26 protein-coding genes and 1 tRNA gene are annotated in these 26,638 nt (G+C 64.7%); 9 read left to right on the forward strand and 18 right to left on the reverse strand.

What is annotated here, in order from left to right:
* Positions 1–44 precede the first annotated feature (44 nt).
* From BB934_RS04080 to BB934_RS04110, 7 genes are all read right to left on the reverse strand, one after another.
* Positions 45–120 (reverse strand) — tRNA-Phe (locus tag BB934_RS04080).
* A gap of 103 nt (positions 121–223) precedes the next feature.
* Positions 224–427, reverse strand: coding sequence for a DNA gyrase inhibitor YacG (yacG, locus tag BB934_RS04085; protein WP_099508481.1), 204 nt, complete (start codon positions 425–427; stop codon positions 224–226).
* Between the two features lie 83 nt (positions 428–510).
* Positions 511–1,161 (reverse strand): Maf-like protein, encoded by a 651-nt coding sequence (locus BB934_RS04090; protein WP_237050181.1) that lies wholly within the window; start codon positions 1,159–1,161, stop codon positions 511–513.
* 82 nt (positions 1,162–1,243) lie between these two features.
* Entirely contained in the window at positions 1,244–2,098 is an 855-nt protein-coding gene (locus BB934_RS04095; protein WP_099508483.1) for a CDP-alcohol phosphatidyltransferase family protein, read from the reverse strand.
* Between the two features lie 140 nt (positions 2,099–2,238).
* Positions 2,239–2,940 carry a phosphatidylserine decarboxylase gene (locus BB934_RS04100; protein WP_099508484.1) on the reverse strand — a complete coding sequence of 234 codons (702 nt, stop codon included), beginning with the start codon at positions 2,938–2,940 and terminating at the stop codon, positions 2,239–2,241.
* A gap of 55 nt (positions 2,941–2,995) precedes the next feature.
* Entirely contained in the window at positions 2,996–4,909 is a 1,914-nt protein-coding gene (locus tag BB934_RS04105; protein ID WP_173909418.1) for an ABCB family ABC transporter ATP-binding protein/permease, read from the reverse strand.
* Between the two features lie 127 nt (positions 4,910–5,036).
* Positions 5,037–6,395, reverse strand: a complete 1,359-nt coding sequence (locus BB934_RS04110; protein WP_099508485.1) for a LysM peptidoglycan-binding domain-containing protein — start codon at positions 6,393–6,395, stop codon at positions 5,037–5,039.
* 129 nt (positions 6,396–6,524) lie between these two features.
* Between BB934_RS04110 and BB934_RS04115 the strand changes: the two genes are divergently transcribed.
* Positions 6,525–7,133 carry an LOG family protein gene (locus BB934_RS04115; protein ID WP_099508486.1) on the forward strand — a complete coding sequence of 203 codons (609 nt, stop codon included), beginning with the start codon at positions 6,525–6,527 and terminating at the stop codon, positions 7,131–7,133.
* 14 nt (positions 7,134–7,147) lie between these two features.
* Here the strand turns inward: BB934_RS04115 and BB934_RS04120 are convergent, their stop codons facing one another.
* The 4 genes from BB934_RS04120 to cysS all read right to left on the reverse strand — a co-directional run bounded on the left by BB934_RS04120 (position 7,148) and on the right by cysS (position 11,461).
* Positions 7,148–7,597, reverse strand: a complete 450-nt coding sequence (locus BB934_RS04120) for a DMT family transporter (RefSeq protein WP_099508487.1) — start codon at positions 7,595–7,597, stop codon at positions 7,148–7,150.
* A gap of 117 nt (positions 7,598–7,714) precedes the next feature.
* Positions 7,715–9,310, reverse strand: a complete 1,596-nt coding sequence (gene cimA / locus BB934_RS04125) for a citramalate synthase (protein WP_099508488.1) — start codon at positions 9,308–9,310, stop codon at positions 7,715–7,717.
* On the reverse strand, positions 9,307–9,816 hold the full coding sequence (locus BB934_RS04130; RefSeq protein ID WP_099508489.1) for a GNAT family N-acetyltransferase: 510 nt from the start codon (positions 9,814–9,816) through the stop codon (positions 9,307–9,309). The genes cimA and BB934_RS04130 overlap by 4 nt, the downstream gene beginning before the upstream one ends.
* Before the next feature lie 175 nt (positions 9,817–9,991).
* Positions 9,992–11,461, reverse strand: a complete 1,470-nt coding sequence (gene cysS, locus BB934_RS04135) for a cysteine--tRNA ligase (RefSeq protein ID WP_099508490.1) — start codon at positions 11,459–11,461, stop codon at positions 9,992–9,994.
* Between the two features lie 293 nt (positions 11,462–11,754).
* Here cysS and BB934_RS04140 point away from each other — a divergent pair, with 293 nt between their 5' ends.
* Positions 11,755–12,078: a hypothetical protein gene (locus BB934_RS04140; protein WP_099508491.1), complete on the forward strand. Its 324-nt coding sequence runs from the start codon at positions 11,755–11,757 to the stop codon at positions 12,076–12,078.
* 25 nt (positions 12,079–12,103) lie between these two features.
* Here the strand turns inward: BB934_RS04140 and BB934_RS04145 are convergent, their stop codons facing one another.
* Positions 12,104–13,000, reverse strand: coding sequence for a LysR family transcriptional regulator ArgP (locus BB934_RS04145; protein WP_099508492.1), 897 nt, complete (start codon positions 12,998–13,000; stop codon positions 12,104–12,106).
* Positions 13,001–13,096: 96 nt separating this feature from the next.
* Here BB934_RS04145 and BB934_RS04150 point away from each other — a divergent pair, with 96 nt between their 5' ends.
* Positions 13,097–13,708: a LysE/ArgO family amino acid transporter gene (locus BB934_RS04150; RefSeq protein WP_099508493.1), complete on the forward strand. Its 612-nt coding sequence runs from the start codon at positions 13,097–13,099 to the stop codon at positions 13,706–13,708.
* 166 nt (positions 13,709–13,874) lie between these two features.
* On the opposite strand, the gene BB934_RS04155 is transcribed toward BB934_RS04150, so the two are convergent.
* On the reverse strand, positions 13,875–14,381 hold the full coding sequence (locus BB934_RS04155) for a CreA family protein (protein WP_099508494.1): 507 nt from the start codon (positions 14,379–14,381) through the stop codon (positions 13,875–13,877).
* A gap of 63 nt (positions 14,382–14,444) precedes the next feature.
* Positions 14,445–14,828 (reverse strand): VOC family protein, encoded by a 384-nt coding sequence (locus tag BB934_RS04160; protein ID WP_099508495.1) that lies wholly within the window; start codon positions 14,826–14,828, stop codon positions 14,445–14,447.
* Positions 14,829–14,983: 155 nt separating this feature from the next.
* Between BB934_RS04160 and BB934_RS04165 the strand changes: the two genes are divergently transcribed.
* The 3 genes from BB934_RS04165 to BB934_RS04175 all read left to right on the forward strand — a co-directional run bounded on the left by BB934_RS04165 (position 14,984) and on the right by BB934_RS04175 (position 18,017).
* On the forward strand, positions 14,984–16,117 hold the full coding sequence (locus BB934_RS04165) for a DUF2865 domain-containing protein (protein ID WP_157934026.1): 1,134 nt from the start codon (positions 14,984–14,986) through the stop codon (positions 16,115–16,117).
* A 194-nt stretch (positions 16,118–16,311) separates the two neighbouring features.
* Positions 16,312–17,259, forward strand: a complete 948-nt coding sequence (locus tag BB934_RS04170; RefSeq protein WP_099508497.1) for an ABC transporter ATP-binding protein — start codon at positions 16,312–16,314, stop codon at positions 17,257–17,259.
* Positions 17,256–18,017 (forward strand): ABC transporter permease, encoded by a 762-nt coding sequence (locus BB934_RS04175; protein ID WP_099508498.1) that lies wholly within the window; start codon positions 17,256–17,258, stop codon positions 18,015–18,017. Before BB934_RS04170 ends, BB934_RS04175 begins: the two co-directional genes overlap by 4 nt.
* 179 nt (positions 18,018–18,196) lie before the next feature.
* Here the strand turns inward: BB934_RS04175 and gltX are convergent, their stop codons facing one another.
* Complete coding sequence (gene gltX, locus BB934_RS04180; RefSeq protein WP_099508499.1) at positions 18,197–19,537, reverse strand: glutamate--tRNA ligase; 1,341 nt, start codon at positions 19,535–19,537, stop codon at positions 18,197–18,199.
* 189 nt (positions 19,538–19,726) lie between these two features.
* The gene (locus BB934_RS04185) at positions 19,727–21,460 is read right to left on the reverse strand and encodes an NAD+ synthase (RefSeq protein WP_099508500.1); all 1,734 of its coding nucleotides are present in this window, start codon (positions 21,458–21,460) and stop codon (positions 19,727–19,729) included.
* On the opposite strand from BB934_RS04185, the gene BB934_RS46855 reads away from it, so the two are divergent.
* The gene (locus BB934_RS46855; RefSeq protein ID WP_157934027.1) at positions 21,459–21,707 is read left to right on the forward strand and encodes a hypothetical protein; all 249 of its coding nucleotides are present in this window, start codon (positions 21,459–21,461) and stop codon (positions 21,705–21,707) included. The genes BB934_RS04185 and BB934_RS46855 overlap by 2 nt on opposite strands.
* Positions 21,708–21,788: 81 nt before the next feature.
* Here BB934_RS46855 and BB934_RS04190 read toward each other — a convergent pair whose 3' ends face one another.
* Positions 21,789–23,174: a class II 3-deoxy-7-phosphoheptulonate synthase gene (locus tag BB934_RS04190; RefSeq protein ID WP_099508501.1), complete on the reverse strand. Its 1,386-nt coding sequence runs from the start codon at positions 23,172–23,174 to the stop codon at positions 21,789–21,791.
* 329 nt (positions 23,175–23,503) lie between these two features.
* A complete protein-coding gene (gene gor / locus BB934_RS04195; RefSeq protein ID WP_099508502.1) occupies positions 23,504–24,889 on the reverse strand; it encodes a glutathione-disulfide reductase in 1,386 nt (461 codons plus the stop codon).
* A gap of 230 nt (positions 24,890–25,119) precedes the next feature.
* Between gor and BB934_RS04200 the strand changes: the two genes are divergently transcribed.
* Together BB934_RS04200 and BB934_RS04205 are read left to right on the forward strand one after the other, a co-directional pair.
* Positions 25,120–26,091 (forward strand): Bug family tripartite tricarboxylate transporter substrate binding protein, encoded by a 972-nt coding sequence (locus BB934_RS04200; RefSeq protein WP_099508503.1) that lies wholly within the window; start codon positions 25,120–25,122, stop codon positions 26,089–26,091.
* 67 nt (positions 26,092–26,158) lie between these two features.
* Positions 26,159–26,632, forward strand: a complete 474-nt coding sequence (locus BB934_RS04205) for a tripartite tricarboxylate transporter TctB family protein (protein WP_099508504.1) — start codon at positions 26,159–26,161, stop codon at positions 26,630–26,632.
* Positions 26,633–26,638 lie beyond the last annotated feature (6 nt).

Genomic DNA, 26,638 nt, shown 5'->3' on the forward strand with positions numbered 1-26,638 from the left:
CGGCGGCATCAAACCTTTGAGTTATAAGGATTAATATGAAGGAGTGGTGCCCAGGGGCGGAATCGAACCACCGACACTGCGATTTTCAGTCGCATGCTCTACCAACTGAGCTACCTGGGCATCCGATGCGCGGCGGAGCCGTGCGCGTCGTGGAGGGGTGTATAGTCAGACCTGCGCTCCATGTCCAGCACCCCGGCCGACAAAAGTTCGGGGAATTTTCGGCTCAGGCTTCCCGGTCGTCCTCGTCCTGGTCGGTTTCCTCGCTCTCGACGGCGGGAATCGCATAGGTTCCGGAGAGCCAGCGGTTCAGGTCGACATCGGCGCAGCGCTTGGAGCAGAAGGGCCGATAGGCCTGCTCCGCCGGCTTGCCGCAGATCGGGCATTTGCCGGACGACGTCAGGGGCTTGTTCTCGTTGGCAGCGTTCATTCCGCGCCTCCTTTCCTGAACCGGCAACGTGGTTGCCGCGCTCGTCCCGCGCAAGACCGGTTCACGGCGAGGGACAAAGGGCCTCAGGCCGCGTCGAGCCAGGTCGAGCGGACGGGATAGCCCTCCCCGTCGAGGAGCGCGGCCGCCTCGTAGAGCGGCAGCCCGACCACGTTCGAATAGGAGCCGACGAGCTTGACCACGAAGGTGCCGGCAAGCCCCTGGATGGCATAGCCGCCGGCCTTGCCGCGCCATTCGCCCGAGGCAAGATAGCGCTCGAACTCATCCCGCGACAGGCGCTTGAAGCGCACCCGCGTCTCCACGAAGCGTTCGCGGATCGTGTCCTTCGGCGTGATCAGGCAGATCGAGGTGTAGACCCGGTGCTGCCGGCCCGAGAGCAGGCGCAGGCAGGCGGCGGCCTCGTCGACCACCTCGGCCTTCGGCAGCACGCGCTTGCCGACCACCACCACCGTATCGGCCGAGAGAATGTAGGAATCCTTCAGGTCCTCGCGGGTTCGGGCGACCCTGCGCGCCACTTCCGCCTTCGAGCGCGAGAGCCGTTTGGCGAGTTCCTTCGCGCCTTCGTTCTTCAGCGGCGTCTCGTCCACATCGGCAGGCAGAAGCGCGTCGGGCTCGATGCCGCCCTGCTGCAGCAGGGCAAGCCTGCGCGGCGAGGCCGATGCGAGAATGAGCTTCGGACGCCCGCTGGGATTCGAAACCTCGAAAGACGACGTCACTTCTCTCTCCACGCTGCGGGATCCGGCCGGACCCCTCGACCCCGGCGACAGCATGGCACCGGGGATAATTGAATCAAGCCGGTCAGGCGACCGGCGGCGGCTCGACGCCGGACGGGGACGGCTTGGCCTCGGCTTCGCGCAAGCTGTCCTGCTGTCCCAGCTTGCGGTAGCGCATCACGCTGACCGGGATCGTCAGCAGGAAGACGACTGTGATCAGGCTCAGCATTTCCCAGGGGAAGCTGATGAGCAGGCCGAAGGCCGCGACGGACAGGACGAAGATCGGCAGAACCCACTGGCGCGGCACGTACTTGCCCATGGTCTTTCCGGAATAGGTCGGGATCGTCGAGACCATGAGAAAGGCGATGCCGACCACATAGACGAGGATGACCGGCGCTACCGAGGAATCCTGGATCGGCGTGCCGAGGAAGGACAGGTAGAGCGGCAGCAGGGCACACATGGCGCCCATGGGGGCGGCCATGCCGACGAAGAAGTTCTTCTTCCATTCCGGCCGGTTGGGATCGTCGATCATGACGTTGAACCGGGCGAGGCGCAGAGCCGCCGCGATGGCGAGCACGATGGAGCCGATCCATCCGACCCGCCCCAGCTCGTGCAGGACGAAGCTGTAGATGATCAGCGCCGGGGTCACACCGAAATTCAGGAAGTCGGCCAGGGAGTCGAGTTCCGCGCCGAAGCGGGAGGTTCCCTTCAGGAGGCGGGCGATCCGCCCGTCGACGCCGTCGAGGAAGGCGGCGACGATCACCGCAACGACGGCCCTCTCGTATTGCCCGTCGAAGGCCAGCCGGATCGCCCAGAGCCCGAGACAGAGGGCGATCAAGGTGATGATGTTCGGGGCGATCATCCGGAACGGAACCGGCTTGAAGAGCCGCTTGCGCGGTTCGTTCGGATCCGGGGCGAAGGGCGGGAAAAGGTCACTCATGGCAACAACCTAGGAGGCACCAGCCCGACGGGCAAGCAGAGCTGGGCAGTTTGCGGGCTATGGGAGAAGCGCAAACTGCTGTGGACGGTTCCGTCCGGAAGGCCTGCAGGGAAGGTTTCCTTCCCTGCAGGCGAGTGATCTCAGCCCACCCGATACTGCCGGGCCGGCTCGTTGGCAGTCAGATCCGCCAGCACCGTCTCGCCCGCGACAGCCGTCTGGCCGAGCCCGACGAGAACCTGGGCGTTGAGCGGCACGAAGATGTCGAGGCGCGAGCCGAACCGGATCAGTCCGAAGCGCTCGCCGGTGCTTAAGTGGTCGCCGATCTTGACGAAGGACACGATGCGGCGCGCCACGAGGCCCGCGATCTGGACCACGCCGATCTTGGTACCGGCCGTCTCGATGACGAGGGCGTTGCGCTCGTTGTCCTCGCTCGCCTTGTCGAGCTCGGCATTGAGAAAGAGGCCCGGCGTATAGAGGATCTGGGCGATCCGCCCGGTGACCGGCGAGCGGTTCACGTGGCAGTCGAACACGTTCATGAAGACCGAGATGCGGGTCATCGGCTCCGGCGGGAGATTGAGCTCGGCCGGGGGCACGGCGGTGGTGATGAGGTTCACCCGCCCGTCGGCGGGGGAAACCACGAGGCCTTCCCGGAGAGGCGTGACCCGCGGGGGATCGCGGAAGAAGTAGCAGACCCATACGGTCAGGATCGCACCGATCCAGCCCAGCGGCGACCACAGCCACGCCAAAACGATCGTCGCAAACAGCGCGATCAGGATGAAGGGATAGCCCTCCTTGTGGATCGGCACGAAGATGCGGCGCATCGATTCCAGGATATCGGTCATATTTTCTCAAGCCCTAGGAGCGTTTGATCGGGGATGGCAGGGGAACGCGCTTCCGTCAACCTGCCACGCTCTCGGGGCTGCGCTCTTCCGCCTCCGTCCGCTTGAGGGTTTCGCGGGCCAGATCCGCCTCGCGCTGGCGGTTCCACATGGCGGCATAGACGCCACCGTGGGCCAGCAGGCTCGCGTGATTGCCGCGCTCGACCACCCGCCCCTGGTCCAGAACGATGATCTCGTCTGCTCCGATGACTGTGGACAACCGATGGGCGATCACGAGGGTGGTGCGGCCGCGGCTGACCCTGTCCAGCGCGTCCTGGATCTCCTTCTCCGTGAAGGTATCGAGCGCCGAGGTCGCCTCGTCGAGCACCAGGATCGGCGGGCTTTTGAGAATGGTGCGGGCGATGGCCACGCGCTGTTTCTCGCCCCCTGAGAGCTTCAGGCCGCGCTCGCCCACCGGCGTGTCGTAGCCTTCCGGCAGCAGGCCGATGAAACGGTCGATCTGGGCAAGGCGTGCGGCCTCCCTCACCTCCTCCGGCGTCGCATCCCAACGGCCGTACTGGACATTGTAGCCGATGGTGTCGTTGAACAGCACCGTGTCCTGCGGGACCATGCCGATGACCTTGCGAAGCGAAGCCTGCTGCACCTCGGCGATGTCCTGGCCGTCAATGAGGATGCGGCCGCTGGTGGGCTCGTAGAAGCGGAACAGCAGGCGGGAGATGGTGGATTTGCCTGCACCCGAGGGGCCGACGATGGCGACCGTATGCCCGGCCGGCACCTCGAAGCTCACGCCCTTGAGGATCGGGCGTTCCGGGATATAGGCGAAATGCACGTCCTCGAAGCGTACGACACCTTCCGCCACCTGGAGCGGCCTGGCGCCAGGCCTGTCCTGGATCTCGGGGTTGCGCTCGATGATTGCGAACATGTCGTCGATATCGATCAGGGCCTGTTTGATCTCGCGATAGAGCATGCCCATGAAGTTCAGCGGGATATAGAGCTGCACCAGCATGGCGTTGACGAGCACGAAGCTGCCGATGGACGCGCGACCGGCGATGATGTCCTGCGCCGCCAGCACCATCACGACGGCCATGCCGATGGAGAAGATCACCGCCTGTCCGGCATTGAGCACGGCGAGCGAGGTATAGGTCTGCGTCGAGGCCTTCTCGAAGCCCGCCATGGAGCGGTCGTAGCGCGCGGCTTCCCGCTGCTCGGCTCCGAAATATTTGACGGTCTCGTAGTTGAGGAGCGAATCCACCGCCTTGGTGTTGGCATCCGTGTCGGAATCGTTCATCTGCCGGCGGATCTCGATCCGCCACTGGGTCGCCTTGTAGGTATAGGCGAGATAGATCACCACCATCACGAAGACGACAGCGGAATAGAGCCAGTTAAACTCCCAGGCGAGCAGGCCGAGCACGAGCAGGAACTCGAGGATCGTCGGGAGAAGCGTGAGCACCACGAGGCGCGACAGCTCCTCGATGCCCTCGCGCCCGCGCTCGAGCACCCGGGTCAGGCCGCCGGTCTTGCGCTCCAGGTGAAAGCGCAGGGACAGGCGGTGCATGTGCTCGAAGGTTTGCAGGGCGAGCTGTCTCACCGCATGCATGGCGACCTTGGCGAAGATGCCGTCGCGCACCTGGGTCAGCACCGCCATGAGAATGCGGGTGACGCCGTAGATGACCGTCAGCAGGATCGGCGCTTTCCAGAGCCATGAACCGGCCGTGGCCGCGGCTTCCGGTCCCCCACTGGCGCCACCGGTGGCGGCCACCAGCGCATCCGTCGCCCATTTGAAGGCGAACGGCGTCACCATGGTCACCCCCTTCGCCACGAGCAGGAGCCCGAACGCTAGGAAGACCCGGCGCTGGAGATCAAGCCTGCCGTGCGGCCACAGGTAGGGCCAGAGTTTTTTCCAGGTAGCAGCCAGGCCGTTGGGCTCGGGCTCAGCAGCGCTCGTCGGGGGGACGGCGGTGGAGGGAGGCATCGGGGAGAATCCAATCGAAATATCGGACCTCGATATAGGCGATTGCGGAGATGAATTCACCCCGAGTCTGTAATTGTTCCAGCCTGTCGTGAGCGGCGCGCGGGTCGCGCCGGAGCCGGCGGCCCGCTCAGTTGCTCTTGGCCTCCTGATCGCCCGGCAGGACGAAGACCTGGCCGGGATAGATCAGGTCCGGGTTGCGGATCTGCTCCTGGTTCGCACCGTAGATCACGGTATAGCGCAGGCCCTTGCCGTAAACCCGCTGGCTGATCCGCCAGAGATTGTCGCCCCGGGAGACGATGGCCGTGTTGATGTTCGGGATTACGACCGTTCCGGCACCAGCCACCTGCCCCTGGGGCATGCTCGAGGCCACGTCGCGCTGTGCCTGAGGCTGAGCGCCGCCGGAAGCCGCCTGTGCCGGGGTCGCCGACGAAGCGGGAACCCCAGGCTGGGCGGAGGCCACCTGGACCGGCACGTTGAAGCCCACTTCGGCGCGGGACCTGACGTTGCCCGAGACCGGATCGACATCGTCGAGGCGGATCCGGTAATCGCCCGGCTTCACGCCGCCGCCGATGGAGAACGACACTTTGCCGTCGCCGCCGGACCCGCCCGGCGCGATGAAGCTCTCGTTGAGGTAGAGGCGAATGGTGGCTCCCGGCGCAGAAAGGCCGGAGACGAAGAGCTTCCCCTCCTCCGCATCGACCGTGACGATCTTGATCTCGGGACGCGGCGTCGGCGCCGCAGGCTGAGCGGGAGGCGCCGGCGGGGAGTTCGGCGAAGCGGCGGCCTGCTGCTGCGGAGCGGGCTGTGACGTGGCTGGGTTCGCCTCGGCCGCCTTCGGCTCGGCCTTGGACTCGGCCTTGGGCTCGGCGGGCTTGGTCTCCGCCACCTTCTCCGGCGGCATCGGGTTCGACAGCACGACCGTGGGCTTGTCCGGCGTCGTCAGCGTCACGAGGGGCCGCGTCTTGGCGTCGGCTATGACGACCGTCACGATCTGCTCGGACCGCTGGCGGGTGCCGTCGGGGGCGATGGATTGCAACGCGACCTGATGCGAGCCCGGCGGCAGGGGCGGCGGAACGATGGCGAACAGGCCCGAGGCATCCGCGGCGGCGCGGGCATGGACCTGGTCGCCCCTCAGGAGCTCGATGGTGGCCCCGGGCGCTGCACGCCCCGCGATCACGCTCTCCCCGTCGGGCTCCACCCGCACGAGGTCGAAGGACGGAACGATGGGCGCATCCTTGGCGGGGGCTGCAGGAGCCTCGCTCGGGGCGCCCGGCTTGGCCGCAGCCTGCTGGCTCGGATTCGGCTGGCCCGGCGCCGGCTGAGGCTCAGCGGGGTTCTGTGCCGTCTGCGCCGGAACCGCGTTCTGCGGCGCTTCAGTCCTGCCGGACCACGACCAGTAAAGCACTCCCAGGAGAACTGCGACAACGGCTGCAGCGGCGGCGCCGAGCAGCGCAAGAGTTCCTTTGATTTCCTTCGGATACGCCATGGGGCTTTTTCTCGAACGCGGCACTTTCGTGCATTTAAACCGTTTATCTTTCAAAAGGCTACGGCCATAAAGGACAAATTAATCCTCTACGACTCAGCGCGGGAGGCTCCCAGTCTCCGCGAGATACCGATGCAATCCACCAAACCTGTTAGATCCATTTGTGTTTACTGCGGCTCCGGCTTCGGGGACGACCCGGTTTTCGCCGAGAATGCGGCGGCATTGGGCCGCGCCATGGCCGAGCGCGGCATCAACCTTGTCTATGGCGGCGGCAATGTGGGCCTCATGGGCACCGTGGCGCAATCCGTTCTCGACAGCGGCGGCCATGTGACGGGAATCATTCCGGATTTCCTGAAATCCCGGGAAAAGCTCCTCGAGGACGTGCAGGAAACCATCGTCGTGCCCGACATGCACACCCGCAAGCGTCTGATGTTCGAGAAGGCCGACGCCTTCGTCGCCATGCCCGGGGGAATCGGGACCCTGGAGGAACTCGTCGAGCAGATGACCTGGTCGCAGCTCGGACGGCACACCAAGCCGATCCTGATGCTCAGCACCAAGGGCTTCTGGAAGCCGCTCCTCACCCTCATCGCCCATATGCGCGAACAGGGTTTCATCCGCCCCGGACTGGAGCTCAACTATCTCGTCGCCGAACGTGTCGAGGAGGTCATCCCGATGCTGGAAGCCTCCGCGCGGCGGGTGGGAATCGTCGAGAATGCGGACATGATCGAGACGAAGTTTTAGGCGGATGGCTGTTCTCACCCCGCCCGCGACAGCACCAGCCCGCCAAGAATCATCCCGGCCGCGAGGAGCCGTTGCCAGGTAATGGCCTGGACGGGAAGGCCGAAGGCGCCGATCGCATCCAGGATCAGGGCTGCCGCCACCTGCCCGAAGACGAGGGCGGCCACTGTGCTGACGACGCCGAGCTGCGGCACGCCCCAAATCACGATGGCGACGTAGAAGGCACCGAGGAAGCCGCCGAACCAGGACCACCAGGGCGCCGCGGCAATGGCGCCACCGGGCGGCCATGCGCTGCGAACGACGCTGATCGCGGCGAGGACGATGAAGCCGATTCCGAACGAGATGCAGGCGGCCAGCACCGGATCGCCGAGAGATCGCGCCAGGGCGGCGTTGATGGGTGCTTGCGTGGAAAGAAATACGCCGCCCAGAAGGATTCCCAAGAGGGGCAGCAGGATCGAGACGGTCATGGGCGGCCCAGTGTCAATAATTTCAGCGAAGCCACATTCCAGAGAGCACTGGAGCGTCCTTCGAGACGGTCGCTCGCGATCTCAGGATGAAGGCAGATGTTCATAAGCTTCGCTATCTTAAAGCCTCGCGCCGCCCTTCAACAGCTTGTAGACCATCGAATCCGTCAGTGCCTGGAAGGACGCGTCGATGATGTTCGGCGACACGCCGATCGTGGTCCAGCGTTCGCCGGAGGCGTCCATGAACTCGATCAGCACGCGCGTCACGGCGTCCGAGCCGCCCTGATAGATGCGGACCTTATAGTCGACGAGTTCGAGATCCTGGATCAGGTTCTGGTACTTGCCGAGATCCTTGCGCAACGCGACGTCGAGCGCGTTGACCGGGCCGTTGCCTTCGGCGGCGGAGATCAGCACCTCATCGCCCACGCGTACCTTCACGATGGCTTCCGACGCCGTCACCAACTCCCCGACCGCGTTGAAGCGGCGCTCCACGTTGACGGAGAAACGCTCCACGTCGAAGAAGGCTGGCACTTCGCCGAGCATGCGCTTGACGAGCACGTAGAAAGACGCATCCGCGCCTTCGAATGCGAAGCCCTCGGACTCCTTGCGCTTCACCTCGTCGAGCACGCGCGCGATGCGCGGATCGCCCTTCTCCAGCTCGAAGCCGCAGCGCTTCAGCTCAGCAAGAACATTCGACTGGCCACCCTGATCGGAGACGAGAACTTTTCGCGCGTTGCCGATGATTTCCGGCTCCACATGCTCGTAGGTGCGCGGATCCTTGAGCACAGCGGAGGCATGGATGCCGGCCTTCGTCGCAAAGGCGCTGGCGCCGACGAAGGGCGCATGCCGGTTCGGCTGGCGGTTGAGGATCTCGTCCACCTGCCGCGAGACATGGGTGAGCTGGCTCAATGAATCATCCGTGACGCCGAGATCGAAGCGGGCGGCGTAGCCGTCCTTCAGCTTCAGCGCACCGATGAGCGTGATGAGATTGGCGTTGCCGCAGCGCTCACCGAGACCGTTGAGCGTGCCCTGGATGTGACGCGCGCCTGCTTCCACAGCAGCAAGAGAGTTGGCGACCGCACAGCCGCAATCGTCATGGGCATGGATGCCGATATGCACACCCGGAACGACCTTGGTCACGGCGGTGACGATTTCGGTGACCTCATGCGGCAGCGTTCCGCCATTGGTGTCGCAGAGCACGACCCAGCGCGCACCGGCCTCATAGGCCGTCTTCACGCAGGAGAGCGCATAATCGGGCTTGGCCTTGTAACCGTCGAAGAAATGCTCGCAATCGACGAGCACCTCGCGGCCCTTTGCGCGTGCGGCCTCGACGCTGTCCTGGATGCCGGCGAGGTTTTCCTCCGGCGTCGTCTCCAGCGCCACGCGCACATGGTAGTCCCACGCCTTGGCGACGAAACAGATGGCATCGGCGTCCGCTTCGAGCAGAGCTGCGATACCGGGATCGTTCGAGACCGAGCGCCCGGCCCGCTTTGTCATGCCGAAGGCGGTGAACTTGGCGTTCTTCGTGCGCTTCTCGGCAAAGAACGTGGTGTCGAGCGGGTTCGCGCCCGGATAGCCGCCCTCCACGTAATCGATGCCGAGCCTGTCGAGGAGCGTGGCGATCGCCTTCTTGTCATCGAGCGAGAAATCCACGCCGGTCGTCTGCGCGCCGTCGCGCAGGGTGGTGTCAAAGAGATAGACGCGTTCACGGCTCATGACGACAACTTCCTGTCTTCCTGCGGCACCAGTCGCTTTTCCATGGTGGTGGTGCCGAGCCATTCGTCGCCGAGCGGCATGGTGTTGCGGCGCTGCGGCTGGAAATCCTGCTTCTGGAAGAAGGGCAGCGCATTGTCGCTGACCTCCGCCACGAGGCGCGCAGCACCGCGCGCGCCGGCAAGCTTCTCGACGGCGTCGTAGAGCAGCGTGCCGATCCCCTGGCCCGCCACGGCCGGATGCACATGGAAAAGTTCGATGACCTCGTTGTCCTTCAGCGCAATGAAGCCGACGGGAGAGCCTTCGACGGTCGCGATCAGGGTCAGGCCCTTCGTCAGCTTCTCGGCAAAGGAATCGTCCTCAGCGAGAGCCATCCAGGCTTCCCGCTGGCTCGCGCTGTAATCCTCGCCGGTCAGTTCCGCGATGCTCTCATCGTAGATGTCGACGAGGACCGGCAGGTCCGCCGGCAGGAAGGGACGAAGCCCCGGCTTCGGCATGGCCTGTCCCATCAGCGCGCCCCTTCACAGCTGCAATTGCCACTTACCTCATCCTGACGAGCGGACGCAGTCTGCGTCTCGAAGGAGGATCCGGTGCTCTCTGGAACCTCCTTCGAGATGGCGCTGCGCGCCTCCTCAGGATGAGGACAGAGGGAGACGAAGCTGGAGTCTCGGAAGGTAGCATCAATCATCGCGCCACCTCCCAGGTGGTGGTGCCGTCCTTGTTGTCCTTCACCACGACATTCAATGCCGCGAGCTCGTCGCGGATGCGGTCGGACTCAGGCCAGTTCTTGGCGGCGCGCGCTTCCTTGCGGGCGGCGATCAGGGCTTCGACCTGCGCGGGATCGACGCTCAATGCCGCCTGCTTACGCGCCGTCCAGCCCTCCGCACCTTCGAGCAGGAAGCCGAGCGAACGAAGGTTCGCGCCGAGCTCCTCATAAGCGCCCTGCCCGTCGAGGGCATGGAGCTCCGCGAGCATCTTCGGCGTGTTGAGATCGTCCGCGAGCGCATCGACGATCTGGTCCGAGAGGAAAGCCGTTTCTCCCTTGCCCGCCAGTTCATACCAGCGGTCGAGATTCTTCTCGCTTTCCTCCAGCCCCTTCACCGTCCAGTCGATGGGCTGGCGGTAATGGGTGCGCAGCATGTTGAAGCGCAAAACCTCGCCGGGCCAATCCTGAAGCAGCTCGTTGATGGTGAAGAAGTTGCCGAGCGACTTCGACATCTTCTCGCCTTCCACCTGCAGGAAGCCGTTGTGCATCCACACATTGGCCATGCGCGGCGTGTCGAAGGCGCAGCAGGACTGCGCGATTTCGTTCTCGTGGTGCGGGAAGACGAGGTCGATGCCGCCGCCATGGATGTCGAAGATCTCGCGCTCCGTCGGATCGCTGCAGGAAAGCCGCGTCTCGAAGGCCTGGACCAGGTGCCGCCACGCCATGGCCGAGCACTCGATGTGCCAGCCGGGGCGGCCCGGGGTCACGATGCCGGCGGGCGAGGCCCAGGCTGGATCCGTCGGTCCCGAGGGTTTCCAGAGCACGAAGTCCATCGGGTCGCGCTTGTAGGGCGCCACGTCCACGCGAGCGCCTGAGAGCAGCTCGTCGAGGGAGCGCTTCGAGAAGGCGCCATATTTCGGGACGTTCGGCAGGTTCTGCATGGCCGCAACTGAGAAGAGCACGTGCTCCTCGGCCACATAGGCCGTCCCGCGCGCGATCAACCGCTCGATGATCATGCGCATCTCGTCGATATGCTCGGTCGCCCGGGGCTCGACGAAGCGCGGGGCCTTGCCCGCCTCGTTCACGTCCTCCGGCATGAGCACGCCCAGCGCCCGGATGTCGGCGTGGAACTGCTCCTCTGTCTTGCGGGTGACTTCGCGGATCGCCTCGTTATGGGCCAGGCCGGGGTAATCCCGGGCGGCGCGGGCGTTAATCTTGTCGTCTACATCCGTGATATTGCGCACATACGTTACGGCAGCGTTGCCGTAGACATGTCTAAACAGACGGAAGAGAAGGTCGAAGACGATGATCGGGCGGGCGTTGCCGATGTGGGCGTAGTCGTAAACGGTGGGTCCGCAGACGTAGAGGCGCACGTTCTCAGGGTCGATCGGGTGAAAAACCTCCTTCGACCGGGTCAGCGTGTTGTAGAGCCGAAGCTGGACCGCCATGAAACCAAATCCCTGTCAGGCCGCAGGCCGGAGGGTGGTTTCGATCTTGGAACGAGAACGAGACGGCTCCAGCCAGCGAAGTGCGCTAGCCCCAAATAATCCTGGAAATGAGGATCGCTGCCGTGTTCATGAAGCCATCAATGCCTTTTCGCCCCTTAGACGTCAAGGTTTCCGATTTGGTAAGCATGTTTTATTTGCACGGGCGCATGAAACGCGTTCCGGCCAAGCGCGTTAGAGCTTTGTTCACGCACACTCGTGTCATAATCGCACGAGTTCAACCAATGAGGTCTTCGATGCGCCGCGCATTCACCATGCTCGGAATGGGTACTGTCGTGTTTTTCGCCGCTGCGTCCCTGACGCTGCTCCCCAACGGCACCCAGGCCTCTTCGACCCAATCCACCTTCATGGTCCCCGCTGCGGACGGCTACGGCGCCGCGGAATGCCTGATCTCAAACCAGGCTTGTGGCCAAGTTGTGGCCGATTCCTGGTGCGAGGCCCACGGTTATGCCAAGGCGCTTTCCTTCCGCCAGGTTTCTCCGGAAGAGTTTACCGGCAACATTCAGAAGGCCTCCCTCGGCCCGAAGGATCCGCCGGTCGCGGTCACCTGCTCGAACTGAGCCCAATTCTCCGAAAACGACACCGTTAGGCTTCGGCCGGAGACGGTGTCAGCAAGGTCCGGGCCGCGTTCAGGACGGCCCGGTTCAGATCCGCCAGCAGGGGACCGACGATCCGGCTCTGCTGCCAGAAGAGCGGCACATCGAGGGGCAGCGACGGCGTCAAGGCCACCAGCCTCCTCTCCCGAAGATCCTCCCGCACCAGCATTTCCGGATTCATTCCCCAGCCCAGACCGGCTAGGGCAGCGTCTACGAAGGCTTGCGACGACGGCAGCCAATGCAGCGGCGGCCTGATCTCCGTACCGAGCGCCTCCTTCAGCCAGATCGTCTGCAGCCGATCCTTCCGGTTGAAGATCAGGCATGGCGCCCGCCGCGCCGCCGCCTCGTCGAACCCATCGGGGAACCACCGTTCGACGAAACCGGGGCTCGCGGTCGCAATGTAGCGCAGGGACCCGAGGGAATGGCAGTTGCAGCCCTGGACCGGCTCGCCGTGCGACGTCACCGCCGCCACCACCTCCCCGCGCCGCAGCCAATCGGCGCTGTGATCCTGATCATCGAGGACGAGATCGAACAGCAGGCCGTCCGTCTGTGCCATGGCCGGAATGAACCAGGTGGCGAGGCTGTCCGCATTCACCGCGATCCGAAGGGTTACCGGCCGCTCATCATGCTGCAGACCGGGAAGGCTCTGCCTGAGCGAGGCTTCGAGGAGCGCGACCTGATCGACGTGCCGGCACAGGCGCTCGCCGATTTCGGTTGCGAGACAGGGCTGGCCGCGCACGATGAGGACGGCGCCGATCCGCTCCTCCAGGAGCTTGATCCGCTGGGACACGGCCGAGGGCGTCACGTTCAAATGCTGGGCCGCCTGTTCGAAACTACCGGTCCGGACCACGGCCGCCAAGGCTGACAGAAGCGCATAATCCAGCATCGAATTAATTTCTCTAAATCAAGATCAGGGAATTTATCTTTCCTAATCCTAATACCGGGCCTAGCAAGCGTCGACCCCAATCGATGGTGACCAGAATTGACTGCGCCCCTCCTCGCCGGGTTCCTCCTCGGCCTCAGCCTCATCCTCCCCATCGGGGCGCAGAACGCCTTCGTGCTGCGGATCGGCCTGCGCGGCGAGCACGCCCTCGCCGTGTGCCTGACCTGTGCGGTCTCGGATGCGGTGCTGATTCTGGCAGGGGTGTCGGGGTTCACGCAGCTCAGTGCGGCCGTGCCCTGGGCAGAGACGGTTCTGCTCTATGGAGGCGCCGCCTTCCTTGTTGCCTATGGCGCGCGCAGCTTCACGGCGGCGTTCGGAGCGGAAGCCTTGCGGCCGGCGGAGGCCTCACCCTCGAGCCTTAGGCGGGCCGTTCTCACCTGCCTCGCCCTGACTTGGCTCAATCCGCATGTCTATCTCGACACGGTTGTCCTGATCGGCTCGATCTCGACCCAGTTCGCCGAGGGCAAGGAATGGTTCGCGGCAGGGGCCATGCTGGCCTCCTTCGCGTTCTTCTTCTCCCTCGGCTTCGGCGCCCGGCTCCTGAAGCCGCTCTTCGCCCGGCCGGTCACCTGGCGCATCCTCGATATCGCCATCGGGCTCATCATGTGGGCGACGGCGGCGCGGCTGCTGCTGAACGAAGGTTCTGTTTAAGGGCCAATCTCTATCTCCCACCTCATCCTGAGGAGGTCGCGGAGCGACCGTCTCGAAGGAGGATCTAGAGAGCACTGCAGCCTCCTTCGAGACGCAGCCTCAGGGCTGCTCCTCAGGATGAGGGCAGAGTGATAATTTTTCCGAAGCCGAGCCCTTATTGACCGTCCTACTTATTCAGCCACTCGCCGCATTTCGGCGGGACCTCGGTGCCCCAGGGCATCAGCGGCACGGTCGAGGTCGAGTTCTTGGGCGAGCCCTCGATGGGCCGGTCGGAATAGACCATATAGACCAGGGTGTTGCGCTTCGCGTCGCAGCCGCGGACGATCTGCATCTTCTTGAAGATCAGCGACCGGCGCTCGCTGAACACCACGTCGCCCTGGCCGAATTTCTGCTTGAACTTCACCGGGCCGACCTGCCGGCACGAAAGCGAGATGTCGGAGACCTCCTCGGCCACGCCGAAGGTGCCGGAAATGCCGCCGCGCTCCGGGGTCGTGTAGTGGCAGGCCACGCCCTCCACCAGGGGATCGTCGATGCCGTAGACGGCGAGCTTGTCGTCGGGCGTAAGCGCCCGCCAGACCGTCGACTTCTTGAAGATCAGGTCCGGGTCCTGGGCGGCGGCCCCCGTCACGGCACCGATCGTCAGGGTCAGGGCCAAGGCTATTCGAGCAAGCATCGTTTCGATCAACTCCCACGGTTACGCTGTCATGTGGGTATGGCTTGCGCGTTTGACGAGGGCCTATTCAGGTTCGTGGCAAACGATGCAGATCTTGTTGCCGTCGAGGTCGCGAAAATAGGCGCCATAGTAGTTGCGATGGTATTGCGGGCGCAGGGCCGGCCGGCCCTCGTTCAAACCGCCCTGCGCCATGGCGGCCTCGTAGCAGGCATCGACCACGCTTCGCGTCGAGGCGAGCAGCGCGATCATGGAGCCGTTGCCGACGCTCGGATCCCCACCGTCGAAAGGTCGCACCACCAGGAATTGCGGCCGCCCGCCGGGCGGGCCCCAGCCGATGATGCCACCCCCGGAATAGCGCACCTCGAGGCCGAGAGGCTCGAGCACCGCATCGTAGAAGTCCTTCGCCCGGGCGAGGTCGTTTGCTCCGACGGTCGTATGGGAGTACATGCGGAATGTCCTTCGGGGAAGCAATCACGGAAAAGCTAGACAGCTTCCCTCGAAGCGGGCAAGGCGTTAATCACAATAGGGTCAAATTCCACCGGCACATGAGGAGCTCGCTCAAGCCCATGACGCCGCAACGGACCGGTTCTGCGATCAGCTTTATGACAAAGACATCATTTCTCCGCTCTCTCATCGCCGTGACGGCCTTTCTGGTCGCCGGTCAGGCGGCCCTTGCCCAGTCGCCGCAGTGCCAGCGCTTCCAGGCTGAACTGGCCGCCCTGGAACGCGGCGGCAACGTCGGCGGCGCGCCAACCGGGCAGATGCAGGCCCAACGGGCGGAGATCAACCGTCTCGTCGGCTATTACCGCAACATCGGCTGCGAGCGCGGCCCCCTCGGCTTCCTCGCCGGGCCGGCGCCCGCCGAATGCGGCTCGATCGCCCAGCAGATCCGCCAGCTCGAGGGCGGCTATGCCCGCCTCGCCTCGCAGAACCTCGACCAGGGCCAGATCGACGCCCGCCGCCGTCAACTTCAGGTCGCGGTCCAGCAGACCTGCTCCACCGATCAGCCGCGCGGCTTCTTCGAATCGCTCTTCGGCGCGCCGCGCCAGCAGCAGCCGCAGCAGCAGATCATGCCCGAGGGCCAGCCGATCATCGCAGATGACGGACCGCCCTCCCTCGGCGGCGGACGCCTGATCTGCGTGAAAACCTGCGACGGCTCCTTCTTCCCGCTCGTCACCCCGCCCGGCGGGGGCCAGAGCGCCAACGAGATGTGCCAGTCCCTCTGCCCCGGCACCGAGACCCTCGCCTATGCCTATCCGGGCGGCGACAGCGGCCTCAACCGGGCTGCCTCGCTGTCGAGCAACCAGCCCTACACGTCGCTGGCGAACGCCTTCAAGTTCCGCAAGTCCTTCGACGAGAGCTGCGCCTGCAAGAAGTCCGACGAGAGCTGGGCCGCGGTCCTGCGCAAGGCCGAGAGCATGCTCCAGCAGCGCAAAGGCGACCTGATCGTCACCGCCGAGAAGGCGGAGGAGATGTCGCGTCCGAAGGTGGTCCAGGCCCGCAAGGCGGCCGACAAGAAGGCCGACGAGGAGACCAAGGAGGCCGCCGAGATCGCCGCCGCCGCCCCCACCGCCAGCAAGGAATCCGCCGGCATCGGCCCGCAATCGATCGAGAACGACGCGGTGGTCGGCCAGGGCGAGGGCTCGAAGCAGGAGGTCGTGGCCGGCGACGGACAGAAGAAGACGGTGCGGGTGATCGCCCCCAACCTGATCCCGGTTCCGCACGCGCAGAATTGAAGCCCTTTTAAGGATCACGTCATGGCCGGCCTTGTGCCGGCCATCCCGATAAGGTGAAGCGCCGTGCCTCTTGCCAATCGAGATCACCGGCACAAGGCCGGTGATGGCGGCGGATTTGTACAGGACGGTCCGCATTCCGCACCGCGTCCCGTCATGCTATCACCCCCCGCATGAAACCGCTCGAATCCCCCCACATGCCCCGGCCCGCTGGCGCATCGGATCATATCATTGCCATCTCGGGTCTCAGCAAGACCTACGCGTCCGGCTTCCAGGCGCTGAAGACGGTCGACCTGACGATCCGGCGCGGCGAGATCTTCGCCCTGCTCGGACCCAACGGCGCCGGCAAGACGACGCTCATCAGCATCGTGTGCGGGATCGTCAATCCGAGCACGGGGCAGGTCACCGCCGACGGCCACGACATCGTGCGCGACTACCGCGCCGCGCGCACCAAGATCGGTCTCGTGCCGCAGGAGCTGACCACCGACGCCTTCGAGAGCGTATGGGCGACCGTGACCTTCAGTCGGGGCCTCTTCGGCAAGCCGCCGAACCCCGCCTATCTCGAGAAGATCTTGAAGGACCTCTCGCTGTGGGAAAAGCGCGACAGCAAGATCATGACTCTCTCCGGCGGCATGAAGCGCCGCGTGATGATCGCCAAGGCCCTGTCGCACGAGCCCAATATCCTCTTCCTCGATGAGCCCACCGCCGGTGTCGATGTGGAGCTGCGGCGGGACATGTGGAACATGGTGCGCGCGTTGCGCGAGAACGGCGTCACCATCATCCTGACCACCCATTACATCGAGGAGGCCGAGGAGATGGCCGACCGGATCGGGGTGATGAGCAAGGGCGAGATCATCCTTGTCGAGGACAAGAACGTCCTGATGCAGAAGCTCGGAAAGAAGCAGCTGACGCTGCACCTGCAGAACCCCCTCTCCGCCCTTCCGAGCGAGCTGCAATCCGAAAGCCTTCACCTCTCCGCCGACGGCACGGAACTGGTCTACACCTTCGACACGCAAAGCCATGAGACGGGCATCGCCGGCCTGCTGCGGCGCCTGAACGAGCACGGCATCGATTTCAAGGATCTGCAGACCTCCGAGAGCTCGCTCGAAGAGATCTTCGTCAGCCTGGTCAGGGGGCGCTCGTGAATTTTTATGCCATCAAGGCCATCTATCTCTTCGAGATGGCGCGCACCTGGCGCACGCTGATGCAGAGCATCGCCTCGCCGGTGCTCTCGACCTCGCTCTATTTCATCGTCTTCGGCTCCGCCATCGGCTCGCGCATGGCGAGCATCGACGGCGTCAGCTACGGCGCCTTCATCGTGCCGGGTCTGATCATGCTCTCCATTCTGACGGAGAGCATCTCGAACGCCTCGTTCGGCATCTACATGCCGAAATTCTCCGGCACCATTTACGAGCTTCTCTCCGCGCCGATCTCTGCTTTGGAGACGGTGATCGGCTACGTGGGCGCGGCCGCGACGAAGTCGGTGATCATCGGCCTCATCATCCTGATCACCGCGCGGCTGTTCGTGAACTTTTCCATCGAGCATCCGCTCTGGATGCTCGCGTTCCTGGTGCTGACATCCATCACCTTCAGCCTCTTCGGCTTCATCATCGGCATCTGGGCCGACAGCTTCCAGAAGCTGCAGGTCGTGCCCTTGATGATCGTGACGCCGCTGGCCTTCCTCGGAGGCAGCTTCTACTCGATCAACATGCTGCCGCCCTTCTGGCAGAATGTGGCCCTGTTCAACCCGGTGGTCTATCTGGTGAGCGGCTTCCGCTGGAGCTTTTTCGGCGTCGCCGATGTGGGCGTGGGCTTGAGCCTCGCCATGACGCTCGTCTTCATGCTGGCCTGCCTCATCGCCGTCTGGTGGGTTTTTAGGACGGGCTACAAGATCAAGGCGTAGCGTCTCCTCCCTCCCCCTTGCGGGGAGGGATCGAGGGTGGGGGTCGCAAAGTCAGAACTCGGAGGAAGGTTCAGCGTGCCTGAAGGCAAGTACAGCATCTGACCGGTTCGATCGCTCACCCAGTCAGACCACCCCCACCCCTACCCCTCCCCGCAAGGGGGAGGGAAAAGCGCGAGATATTAAGCCGCCTGCCCCGCCAGCCGCGCCCTCGCCCGCTCGGGGCCGATCAGCGGCAGCAGCGCGCCCAGCTCCGGACCGTGGTCGAGCCCGGTGAGCGCGAGACGCAGGGGCATGAACAGGGCCTTGCCCTTGACGCCGGTGGCGGCCTTCACCGTCTCGGTCCAGGCTTTCCAGGTGGTGCCGTCCCAGGGGGCCGCCGGCAGAGCGCCTGTCGCGGCCTCGATGAAGGCCTTGTCCTCGATCACGGGCGTCACCGGACCGCGCACGACCTTGGCCCATTCGGCCGCGTCACGAAGCTTGGTCAGATTGCCGCGCACCGAATTCCAGAACGCTTCGCCCTCATCCGCATCGAGCTGGGCGAGCCGCTCGCGGGCGGCGTCATAGGGCATCTCATGGATGAGGCGGGCATTGAGATGATCGAGCTCGCTCTCGTCGAACTTCGCCGGAGCGCGGGAGATGTGGGAGAAATCGATCAGGCGGGCGAGTTCGTCGAGGTCCGCCACCGGCCGCACGGCCTCCGCCGAGCCGACGAGCACCGCCAATGAGGCGACCGCCTGCGGCTCGAGCCCGGCCTCGCGCAGACCTTTGATCGAGAGATGGCCGAGGCGCTTCGACAGGCCCTCGCCGCTTGCGGTGATCAGCAGGCTGTGATGCGCGAAGGTTGGGGCATCCGCACCGAGCGCCTCGAAGATCTGGATCTGCACCGCCGTGTTGGTGACATGATCCTCGCCGCGGATCACATGGGTGATGTTGAGCTCGATATCGTCCACCACGGACGGCAGCGTGTAGAGATAAGTCGCGTCCTCGCGCACCAGCACCGGATCGGAAAGCGAGCTGCAGTCCACGTGGCAATGACCGCGCACGAGGTCTTCCCAGGCGACGTTCGTCGGGTCGAGACGGAAGCGCCAATGGGGCCTGCGCCCGTCCTTCTCGAGCGCCTTGCGCTCCTCGTCGGTGAGCTTGAGGGCCGCCCGGTCGTAGATCGGCGGCAGGCCGCGGGCGAGCTGGCGCTTGCGGCGGAATTCCAGCTCCTCGGGCGTCTCGTAGCAGGGATAGAGCCGGCCGACCGCCTTCAGCCGCTCGGCAGCGGCATCGTAGAGCTCGAACCGGTCCGACTGGCGCAGGGTCACACCGGGCGGGATGCCGAGCCATTCCAGATCGGCCTCAATCGAATCCGCAAATTCCTTCTTCGACCGCGCCAGATCCGTATCGTCGAAGCGCAGGATGAAGGTGCCGCCCTCCCGGCGCGCATAGAGTGCGTTCAGCAGGGCGACGCGAGTGTTGCCGATATGGATATGCCCGGTCGGGGACGGGGCGAAGCGGACGATGGGCTTGGACATGCAGATGCTATGGCGAAGGGAGCCCGGCCGCGCAAGGGGTGACGAGCGTTTGACAGTGCTCGAACCTTATCCTCTCCCACTTGCGGGGAGGGCTAGGGTGGGGGTGTTGGCGCGGAACTGGACCAGCGTGACGCTTACACCCCCACCTCCAACTCCTCCCCACAAGGGGGAGGAGAGTTCGGGCACGCCTCACACGTCCACCGCCCCGGTGCGCGGCTTGCCGATCGCGCGCTCCAGTGCCTCGTCCTTCCGGTGCGTCTCCAGGCCCTGATCACGGTAGCGGTTGACGATAGGGTAGCGGCGGTCGCGGCCGAAATTCTTGCGCGTGACCTTCACGCCGGGCGCCGCCTGGCGGCGCTTGTATTCGGCGATGGAGAGCAGGCGCTCCACCTTCTTCACCACCTCAAGGTCATAGCCCTTCGCGACGATCTCGGAGACGCGCAGCTCCTGCTCCACGAGGCCGCGCAGGATCTCGTCGAGATCCTCGTAAGGAGGCAGGGAATCCTGGTCCTTCTGGTTTTCGCGCAGCTCGGCGGTGGGTGCCTTGGTGAGGATGTTCTCGGGGATGACGATGCCGTCCGGGCCCAAGGCGCCCTTCGGCTTCCAGCGGTTGCGCAGGGCCGAAATGCGGTAGACCTCCATCTTGTAGAGGTCCTTGATCGGGTTAAAGCCGCCGTTCATGTCGCCGTAGATGGTGGCATAGCCCACGGACATTTCCGACTTGTTGCCGGTGGTCACCACCATGGCGCCGAACTTGTTCGAGATCGCCATGAGGATCGTGCCGCGGGCGCGGCTTTGGAGGTTCTCCTCCGTGATGTCTCGCTCCCGCCCCTGGAAGAGCGGCTGCAGCGCCGCCTCGAAGCCCTCCACGGGCTCCACGATCGGCAGGATGTCGTAGCGCACGCCGAGCGCCTTGGCGCATTCCTCGGCATCCTTGAGCGACTCGCCGGAGGTGTAGCGGAAGGGCAGCATCACGCAATGGACACGCTCGGCGCCCAGCGCATCCACCGCCATGGCGGCGCAGATGGCGGAATCGATGCCGCCGGAGAGGCCGAGCACCACGCCCGGGAAGCGGTTCTTGTCCACGTAGTCGCGCAGGCCGAGGACGCAGGCGGCATAATCGGCCTCCTCGCCCTCCTCCACCGTGTCGATGGGCGCCTCGCGGCAGGCCCAGCCGTCCTCGCCCTTCTCCCAGGTTGTGAGCGCGACGACCTCCTCGTTGGCGGGCAGCTGGCAGGCGAGCGAGCAATCGGCGTTGAGCACGAAGGAGGCGCCGTCGAAGACCAGCTCGTCCTGGCCGCCGATCTGGTTGAGATAGACCAGCGGAAGCCCGCTCTCCGTCACGCGCGCCGCCGCGATGTTGAACCGCTCCTCGGTCTTGCCGCGCCAATAGGGCGAGCCGTTGGGCACGAGCAGCATCTCGGCGCCCGTCTCGGCAAGGCACTCGACCACATCGCCGGTCCAGATGTCCTCGCAGATCGGAAGGCCTAAGCGGATGCCGCGGAAATTCACCGGCCCGGGCAAAGGTCCGGCCGCGAAATTGCGCTTCTCGTCGAAGACGCCGTAATTGGGCAGGTCGACCTTGAAGCGCACCGAAACGGAGCCGCCGTCGAGAAGCGCGTAGGCGTTGTAGAGCTCGCCCTCCTCCCGCCAGGGCAGCCCGATGAGCATGCCAGGTCCACCATCGGCCGTCTCGCGAGCGAGGCGCTCGAGCGAGGCGCGGCAGGCATCCTGGAAGGCCGGTTTCAGCACGAGGTCCTCGGCCGGATAGCCCGCGAGGAACTGCTCGGCGAACATCACGATGTCGGCGCCGAGCCGGGCCGCCTCCGCGCGGGCCTCGCGAGCCTTCTGCTCGTTGCCGGCTACGTCGCCGACGATGGGATTGAGCTGAGCGAGAGCGATCTTGAGAATGTTCTGAGCCATGTATCGGGATTTAGCGCGCAGATCCCTGCTCAGCAATGAGGCCTGCGACCTTTCCCCGAGACCTTTCCAGGGTCGCGACAAGGAATTTTTCAAAGCTCAAGCTTTGTGGGAACCCGCAACAGTTCAGTTCGTTGTTCCTGCACAAATTACATGGGAGACTGACATGATGAAAGGTGGCCTGCTCTGGCTCATCGGCATTCCGCTGCCGATCATTCTTATTCTTTTCTTCATGGGCTATCTGAGCTGACGACTAAATTCAGTAGAGTAGCGTATGCGTAAAACAAAAGGGGCGCCATCGGCGCCCCTTTTGCTTAGTCTGCCCAGTCGTTTACTCCGCCGCGAGGGCGGCCGGTTGTTCCCTTGACTGGCGCTCGCGCTTGATCAGCTCCGAGGTCAGGAAGGCGATTTCCAGCGCCTGCTCCGCGTTGAGGCGCGGATCGCAATAGGTGTGGTAGCGGTCGCGCAGATCCGCATCGGTGAGCGCACGGGCGCCGCCGGTGCATTCCGTTACGTTCTTGCCGGTCATCTCCAGATGGATGCCGCCCGCATGCGTGCCTTCCGCCTGGTGGATCGCGAAGAAGTCCTGCACCTCGCCCATGACCCGCTCGAACGGCCGGGTCTTGTAGCCCGAGGCCGCCTTGATGGTGTTGCCGTGCATCGGATCGCAGGACCAGACCACCGTGCGCCCCTCCTTCTGAACCGCCCGGATGAGGCCCGGCAGGTGATCGCCCACCTTGTCGGCGCCGAAGCGGCAGATCAGGGTGAGGCGTCCGGCCTCGTCCTCGGGGTTGAGGGCATCGATGAGCTTGAGGAGCCCATCGGGCGACATCGACGGACCGCATTTGAGCCCGATCGGATTCTTGATGCCGCGCATGTATTCCACGTGGGCATGGTCGGGCTGACGGGTGCGGTCGCCGATCCAGAGCATGTGGCCGGAGGTGGCGTACCAGTCGCCGGTCGTGGAATCGACCCGGGTCATGGCCTCCTCGTAGCCGAGCAGCAGCGCCTCGTGGCTGGTGTAGAAATCGGTCGAGCGCATCTCGGGATGCGTCTCTGGATCGATGCCGATGGCCCGCATGAAGTTCAGGCTCTCGGTGATCCGCTCGGCGAGCTCGGTGTAGCGCGAGGATTGCGGCGAATCTTTCACGAAGCCGAGCATCCAGCGATGCGCATTCTCGAGATTGGCGTAGCCGCCGGTGGCGAAGGCGCGGATCAGGTTGAGCGTCGCCGCCGACTGGCGGTAGGCCATGAGCTGGCGGCGCGGATCGGGCGTGCGGGCCTCGGGCGTGAAGGCGATGTCGCTGATAATGTCGCCGCGGTAGCTCGGCAGTTCGACGCCGTCGATGGTCTCGGTCGGAGCCGAGCGCGGCTTGGCGAACTGGCCGGCGACGCGGCCGACCTTCACCACCGGCGAACCGCCGGCATAGGTGAGCACCACCGCCATCTGGAGGAAGAGACGGAAGAAATCGCGGATGTTGTCCGCCGAATGCTCGGCGAAGCTCTCGGCGCAGTCGCCGCCCTGGAGCAGGAAGGCCTCGCCCTTGGCGACCTTGGCCAGGGTGCGCTTCAGCTTGCGGGCTTCGCCCGCAAACACCAGCGGGGGAAAGCCGGCGAGCTGCTGCTCGACGCTCTCAAGCGCCTCAAGGTCCGGAAAGGCCGGAACCTGCTGGATCGGCCTGTTTCTCCAGCTGTCGGGCGTCCACCGCTCGCTCATGACACTAACCCCCGCGTCCTTTCTTCAATGCTCATCGTGCGCCGCAACAAGCGGCATGAACCGGCACCTATACACGACATATTCAAAAAGGCGAGTGTCGAAAGGCCGCGACCTGGAGACGATCCCTTCAGGCGGCTCAAGGCCGAGTTTCAACATTTTCCTGAGAAATTGAGCAAGGTGTTGAAACGGGAAACTCGAATCTGGAGGAGAACTCAACGCGCGGGACGCTTACGGCTTGCGCGCCTGGACATCCAAAGGGCACCAAACCCCATCGCCACGGCGATGACCGGGATACCGAAGTAGGCATAGGCTTCCAGGAGCGTCATGGCTTATCCCACCGCCACCGGCTTCTTGACCACCACGGGCATGCGCATGGTCACCAGCTCTTCCGCTGCCGTTGGGTGAACTGCGACGGTGCGGTCGAAATCGGCCTTGGTGGCGCCCATGGTAACGGAGATGCCTGCGAGCTGGATCATCTCGCCTGCGTCGTGGCCCATGACGTGCACGCCGCGCACCTTGTCGGTGGCCTTCTCGACGATGAGCTTCATGAAGACCCGGTCCTTGCCGCCCGAAAGCGTCGCCTTCATGGGCCGGAAGGCGGTCTTATAGACGTCGATCTCGCCATAGATCGCCCGCGCCGCAGCCTCGCCGCACCCGATCACGCCGATCTCCGGCGTCGAGAAAACGGCGGTGGGGATGAGGTCATGGTCGACGATCGTCGGCTTGCCGCCGAAGACCGTATCCGCGAAGGCGTGACCCTCGCGGATGGCGATGGGGGTCAGGTTGGCCCGGTTGGTGACGTCGCCCACGGCATAGATCGAGGGGGTGAGGGTCTGGGAATAGCCGTCCACGGGAATGGCGCCGACCTCGTCGACGGTGATGCCTGCATTCTCAAGTCCTAGTCCCTTGGTGTTGGGCCGTCGTCCGGTGGCGACGAGAACCTGGTCCACCGTGAGAACCGAACCGTCCGACAGGCTCGCCGCGATGCCGTCGGCGGTCTTCTCCAGGCTCGTGAGCGTCCTGCCGAGGGCGAGCTTGATGCCGCGCTGGGCATAGGCTTCGCCGAGAGCATCGCGCACATCCTCGTCGAAGCCGCGCAGGAGCTTCTCGCCGCGGTGCAGAAGCGTGACCTCGCTGCCGAGCCCGGCGAACACGCCGGCGAACTCGACGGCGATATAGCCGCCGCCGACCACCAGAATGCGCTTCGGCAGGGTTTCGAGATGGAAGACCTCGTTCGAGGTGATGCCGAGCTCGCCGCCGGGAATGACCGGCTCCAGGGTCGGATGGGCACCCACTGCCACCAGGATGGTGCGGGCACGGATGCGGGCTCCCGACTTGAGGAGGTGGATCGTATGCGCGTCCTCGATCACGGCACGGCTGTCGACGACCTCGACGCCTGCCTTCTCGAGATTGGCCCGGTAGATGCCCTCGAGCCGGTCGATCTCCTTGTCCTTGTTGCGGATCAAGGTCGCCCAGTCGAAGCGGGTCTCGCCGAGGCTCCAGCCGAAGCCTTCCGCATCGTGGAAATCGTCGGCGAAGCGGCTGGCATAAACCAGCAGCTTCTTCGGCACGCAGCCGCGGATCACGCAGGTGCCGCCGACCCGATACTCTTCCGCCAGCATGACCTTCGCGCCGTATCCCGCCGCGATCCGCGCCGCACGCACGCCGCCGGAGCCGCCTCCGATCACAAAGAGGTCAACATCGAATGACGACATGGTGCGGTCTCCGCTCAATTCTTGTCTTACAACCATTCATATAAGGACGGTTTCGGACGAAGTCGCCCGCCGGCCCTGCTTCGGGCACATGGCTGCCCGCCGTAAGGAGAAGCTCTTACGCGAAGGTTCAACGGCGATAAAGAAGCAAGGCGCTTGCCGCTCTCCCGTTCCCTCTTTAGGTTCTGCCGCAGACGCTTTGACGTAGAGTTGGCGTCAAGGGAGGAAACAGAATGAGTCAGTTTCGCAAGAGTCTTTGGCGCAGCGCGATCGTTGCAGCGACCGTCGCAGGATTCGTGACATCGGCAGCAGCGCAGATGGAGCTGAAGATCATGGCTCCTGCAGCGCCCGGCGGCGGCTGGGACCAGACGGCCCGCTCGATGCAGCAGGCCTTCACCCAGTCCGGCACCGCCAAGAGCGTGCAGGTCACGAACGTTCCCGGCGCCGGCGGCTCCATCGGCATCGCCCAGCTCGTGAACAATTCCAAGGGCGACGGCAACCAACTCATGGTCATGGGCTACGTGATGGTCGGCGCTCTTCTCACCAACAACTCGCCGGTCACCCTCGCTCAGACGACGCCGATCGCGCGCCTGACGACGGAATACGAGGCGATCGTGGTGCCGGCCAACTCGCCGATCAAGAACGCCAAGGATCTCGCCGCGGCCATCAAGGCCGATCCGGCCAAGGTGACCTGGGCCGGCGGCTCCGCCGGCGGCGTCGACCACATCGCGGCTGCCCTCTTCGCCAAGGCTGCGGGCGCCGACCCGACCAAGATCAACTACATCCCGTTCTCCGGCGGCGGCGAGGCCCTGGCGGCTATCCTCGGCGGCAAGGTGACGGCGGGTATTTCGGGCTATGGCGAGTTCGAGAGCCAGGTGAAGGCGGGCAAGCTGCGCCTCATCGGCCTGACCTCGGCCACCAAGACGGCCAATGTGGACGTGCCCTCCATCAAGGAGCAGGGCATCGACCTCGAAATCGCCAACTGGCGTGCCGTCGTGGCCCCTCCCGGCATCTCCGCCGACCAGAAGAAGGCCCTGACGGAGGCGGTGGACAAGCTAGTGAAGTCGAAGGAGTGGCAGGAGATCCTGAAGGCCAAGGGCTGGGAAGATGCCTATGTCTCCGGCGACGCCTTCGCCAAGGTCCTTGCGGATGAGCAGTCGCGCACGAAAGAAGTGCTCACTGCGGTGGGGCTGGTGAAGTCCTAAATTTCACGATAAAGCCGGTTGGAAGCGCCGCGTCCTCGAGCGCGGCGCTTCTTTTTTGGGATATTCCATGAGCACATCTCCCCAACGGCGCCCCGACGTGGCGGGTCTCGTCATCGCCCTCATTCTTCTCGTCCTGGCCGCAATCGTCTGGTGGGACATGAGCAAGCTTCAGATCCTGTCGCCATACGACCTCGGCCCCAAGGTCATGCCCATCGTGGTCTCGGCATGCTTGGTGCTGCTTGCCATCGGCAACGCCATCGGCGCCTGGCGCGGCGATCTGCCCGCCCGCGACAGCCTCGACTGGACCCCGATCGTCCTGATCCTCGGCGGCCTCGCGGCCCTGATCATCCTGATCGCAGTCGGCGGCGGCTTCATGATCGGCACGGCCCTGCTGTTCGCGACGACCTCCACAGCCTTCGGACGCCGGGCCTTCGTGACCGATTTCATCATCGGCGCGGTGATGGCCGTCTTCATATATGTGCTCTTCGCCAAGCTCCTGACCCTGTCGCTCCCGGCAGGGCCGCTCGAGCGGCTTTTCTGAGGCCCG

It is taken from the genome of Microvirga ossetica, assembly GCF_002741015.1.
GTDB classification, from domain to species: Bacteria; Pseudomonadota; Alphaproteobacteria; order Rhizobiales; family Beijerinckiaceae; genus Microvirga; species Microvirga ossetica.

Bases quoted from the DNA above. Each gene is read 5' to 3' on its own strand.
- yacG (WP_099508481.1), bottom strand. From the start codon at position 427: ATGAACGCTGCCAACGAGAACAAGCCCCTGACGTCGTCCGGCAAATGC.
- BB934_RS04095 (WP_099508483.1), bottom strand. From the start codon at position 2,098: ATGAGTGACCTTTTCCCGCCCTTCGCCCCGGATCCGAACGAACCGCGC.
- BB934_RS04100 (WP_099508484.1), bottom strand. From the start codon at position 2,940: ATGACCGATATCCTGGAATCGATGCGCCGCATCTTCGTGCCGATCCAC.
- BB934_RS04105 (WP_173909418.1), bottom strand. From the start codon at position 4,909: ATGCCTCCCTCCACCGCCGTCCCCCCGACGAGCGCTGCTGAGCCCGAG.
- BB934_RS04110 (WP_099508485.1), bottom strand. From the start codon at position 6,395: ATGGCGTATCCGAAGGAAATCAAAGGAACTCTTGCGCTGCTCGGCGCC.
- BB934_RS04115 (WP_099508486.1), top strand. From the start codon at position 6,525: ATGCAATCCACCAAACCTGTTAGATCCATTTGTGTTTACTGCGGCTCC.
- BB934_RS04120 (WP_099508487.1), bottom strand. From the start codon at position 7,597: ATGACCGTCTCGATCCTGCTGCCCCTCTTGGGAATCCTTCTGGGCGGC.
- cimA (WP_099508488.1), bottom strand. From the start codon at position 9,310: ATGAGCCGTGAACGCGTCTATCTCTTTGACACCACCCTGCGCGACGGC.
- BB934_RS04130 (WP_099508489.1), bottom strand. From the start codon at position 9,816: ATGGGACAGGCCATGCCGAAGCCGGGGCTTCGTCCCTTCCTGCCGGCG.
- cysS (WP_099508490.1), bottom strand. From the start codon at position 11,461: ATGGCGGTCCAGCTTCGGCTCTACAACACGCTGACCCGGTCGAAGGAG.
- BB934_RS04140 (WP_099508491.1), top strand. From the start codon at position 11,755: ATGCGCCGCGCATTCACCATGCTCGGAATGGGTACTGTCGTGTTTTTC.
- BB934_RS04145 (WP_099508492.1), bottom strand. From the start codon at position 13,000: ATGCTGGATTATGCGCTTCTGTCAGCCTTGGCGGCCGTGGTCCGGACC.
- BB934_RS04155 (WP_099508494.1), bottom strand. From the start codon at position 14,381: ATGCTTGCTCGAATAGCCTTGGCCCTGACCCTGACGATCGGTGCCGTG.
- BB934_RS04160 (WP_099508495.1), bottom strand. From the start codon at position 14,828: ATGTACTCCCATACGACCGTCGGAGCAAACGACCTCGCCCGGGCGAAG.
- BB934_RS04165 (WP_157934026.1), top strand. From the start codon at position 14,984: ATGACAAAGACATCATTTCTCCGCTCTCTCATCGCCGTGACGGCCTTT.
- BB934_RS04170 (WP_099508497.1), top strand. From the start codon at position 16,312: ATGCCCCGGCCCGCTGGCGCATCGGATCATATCATTGCCATCTCGGGT.
- gltX (WP_099508499.1), bottom strand. From the start codon at position 19,537: ATGTCCAAGCCCATCGTCCGCTTCGCCCCGTCCCCGACCGGGCATATC.
- BB934_RS46855 (WP_157934027.1), top strand. From the start codon at position 21,459: ATGTATCGGGATTTAGCGCGCAGATCCCTGCTCAGCAATGAGGCCTGC.
- BB934_RS04185 (WP_099508500.1), bottom strand. From the start codon at position 21,460: ATGGCTCAGAACATTCTCAAGATCGCTCTCGCTCAGCTCAATCCCATC.
- BB934_RS04190 (WP_099508501.1), bottom strand. From the start codon at position 23,174: ATGAGCGAGCGGTGGACGCCCGACAGCTGGAGAAACAGGCCGATCCAG.
- gor (WP_099508502.1), bottom strand. From the start codon at position 24,889: ATGTCGTCATTCGATGTTGACCTCTTTGTGATCGGAGGCGGCTCCGGC.
- BB934_RS04200 (WP_099508503.1), top strand. From the start codon at position 25,120: ATGAGTCAGTTTCGCAAGAGTCTTTGGCGCAGCGCGATCGTTGCAGCG.
- BB934_RS04205 (WP_099508504.1), top strand. From the start codon at position 26,159: ATGAGCACATCTCCCCAACGGCGCCCCGACGTGGCGGGTCTCGTCATC.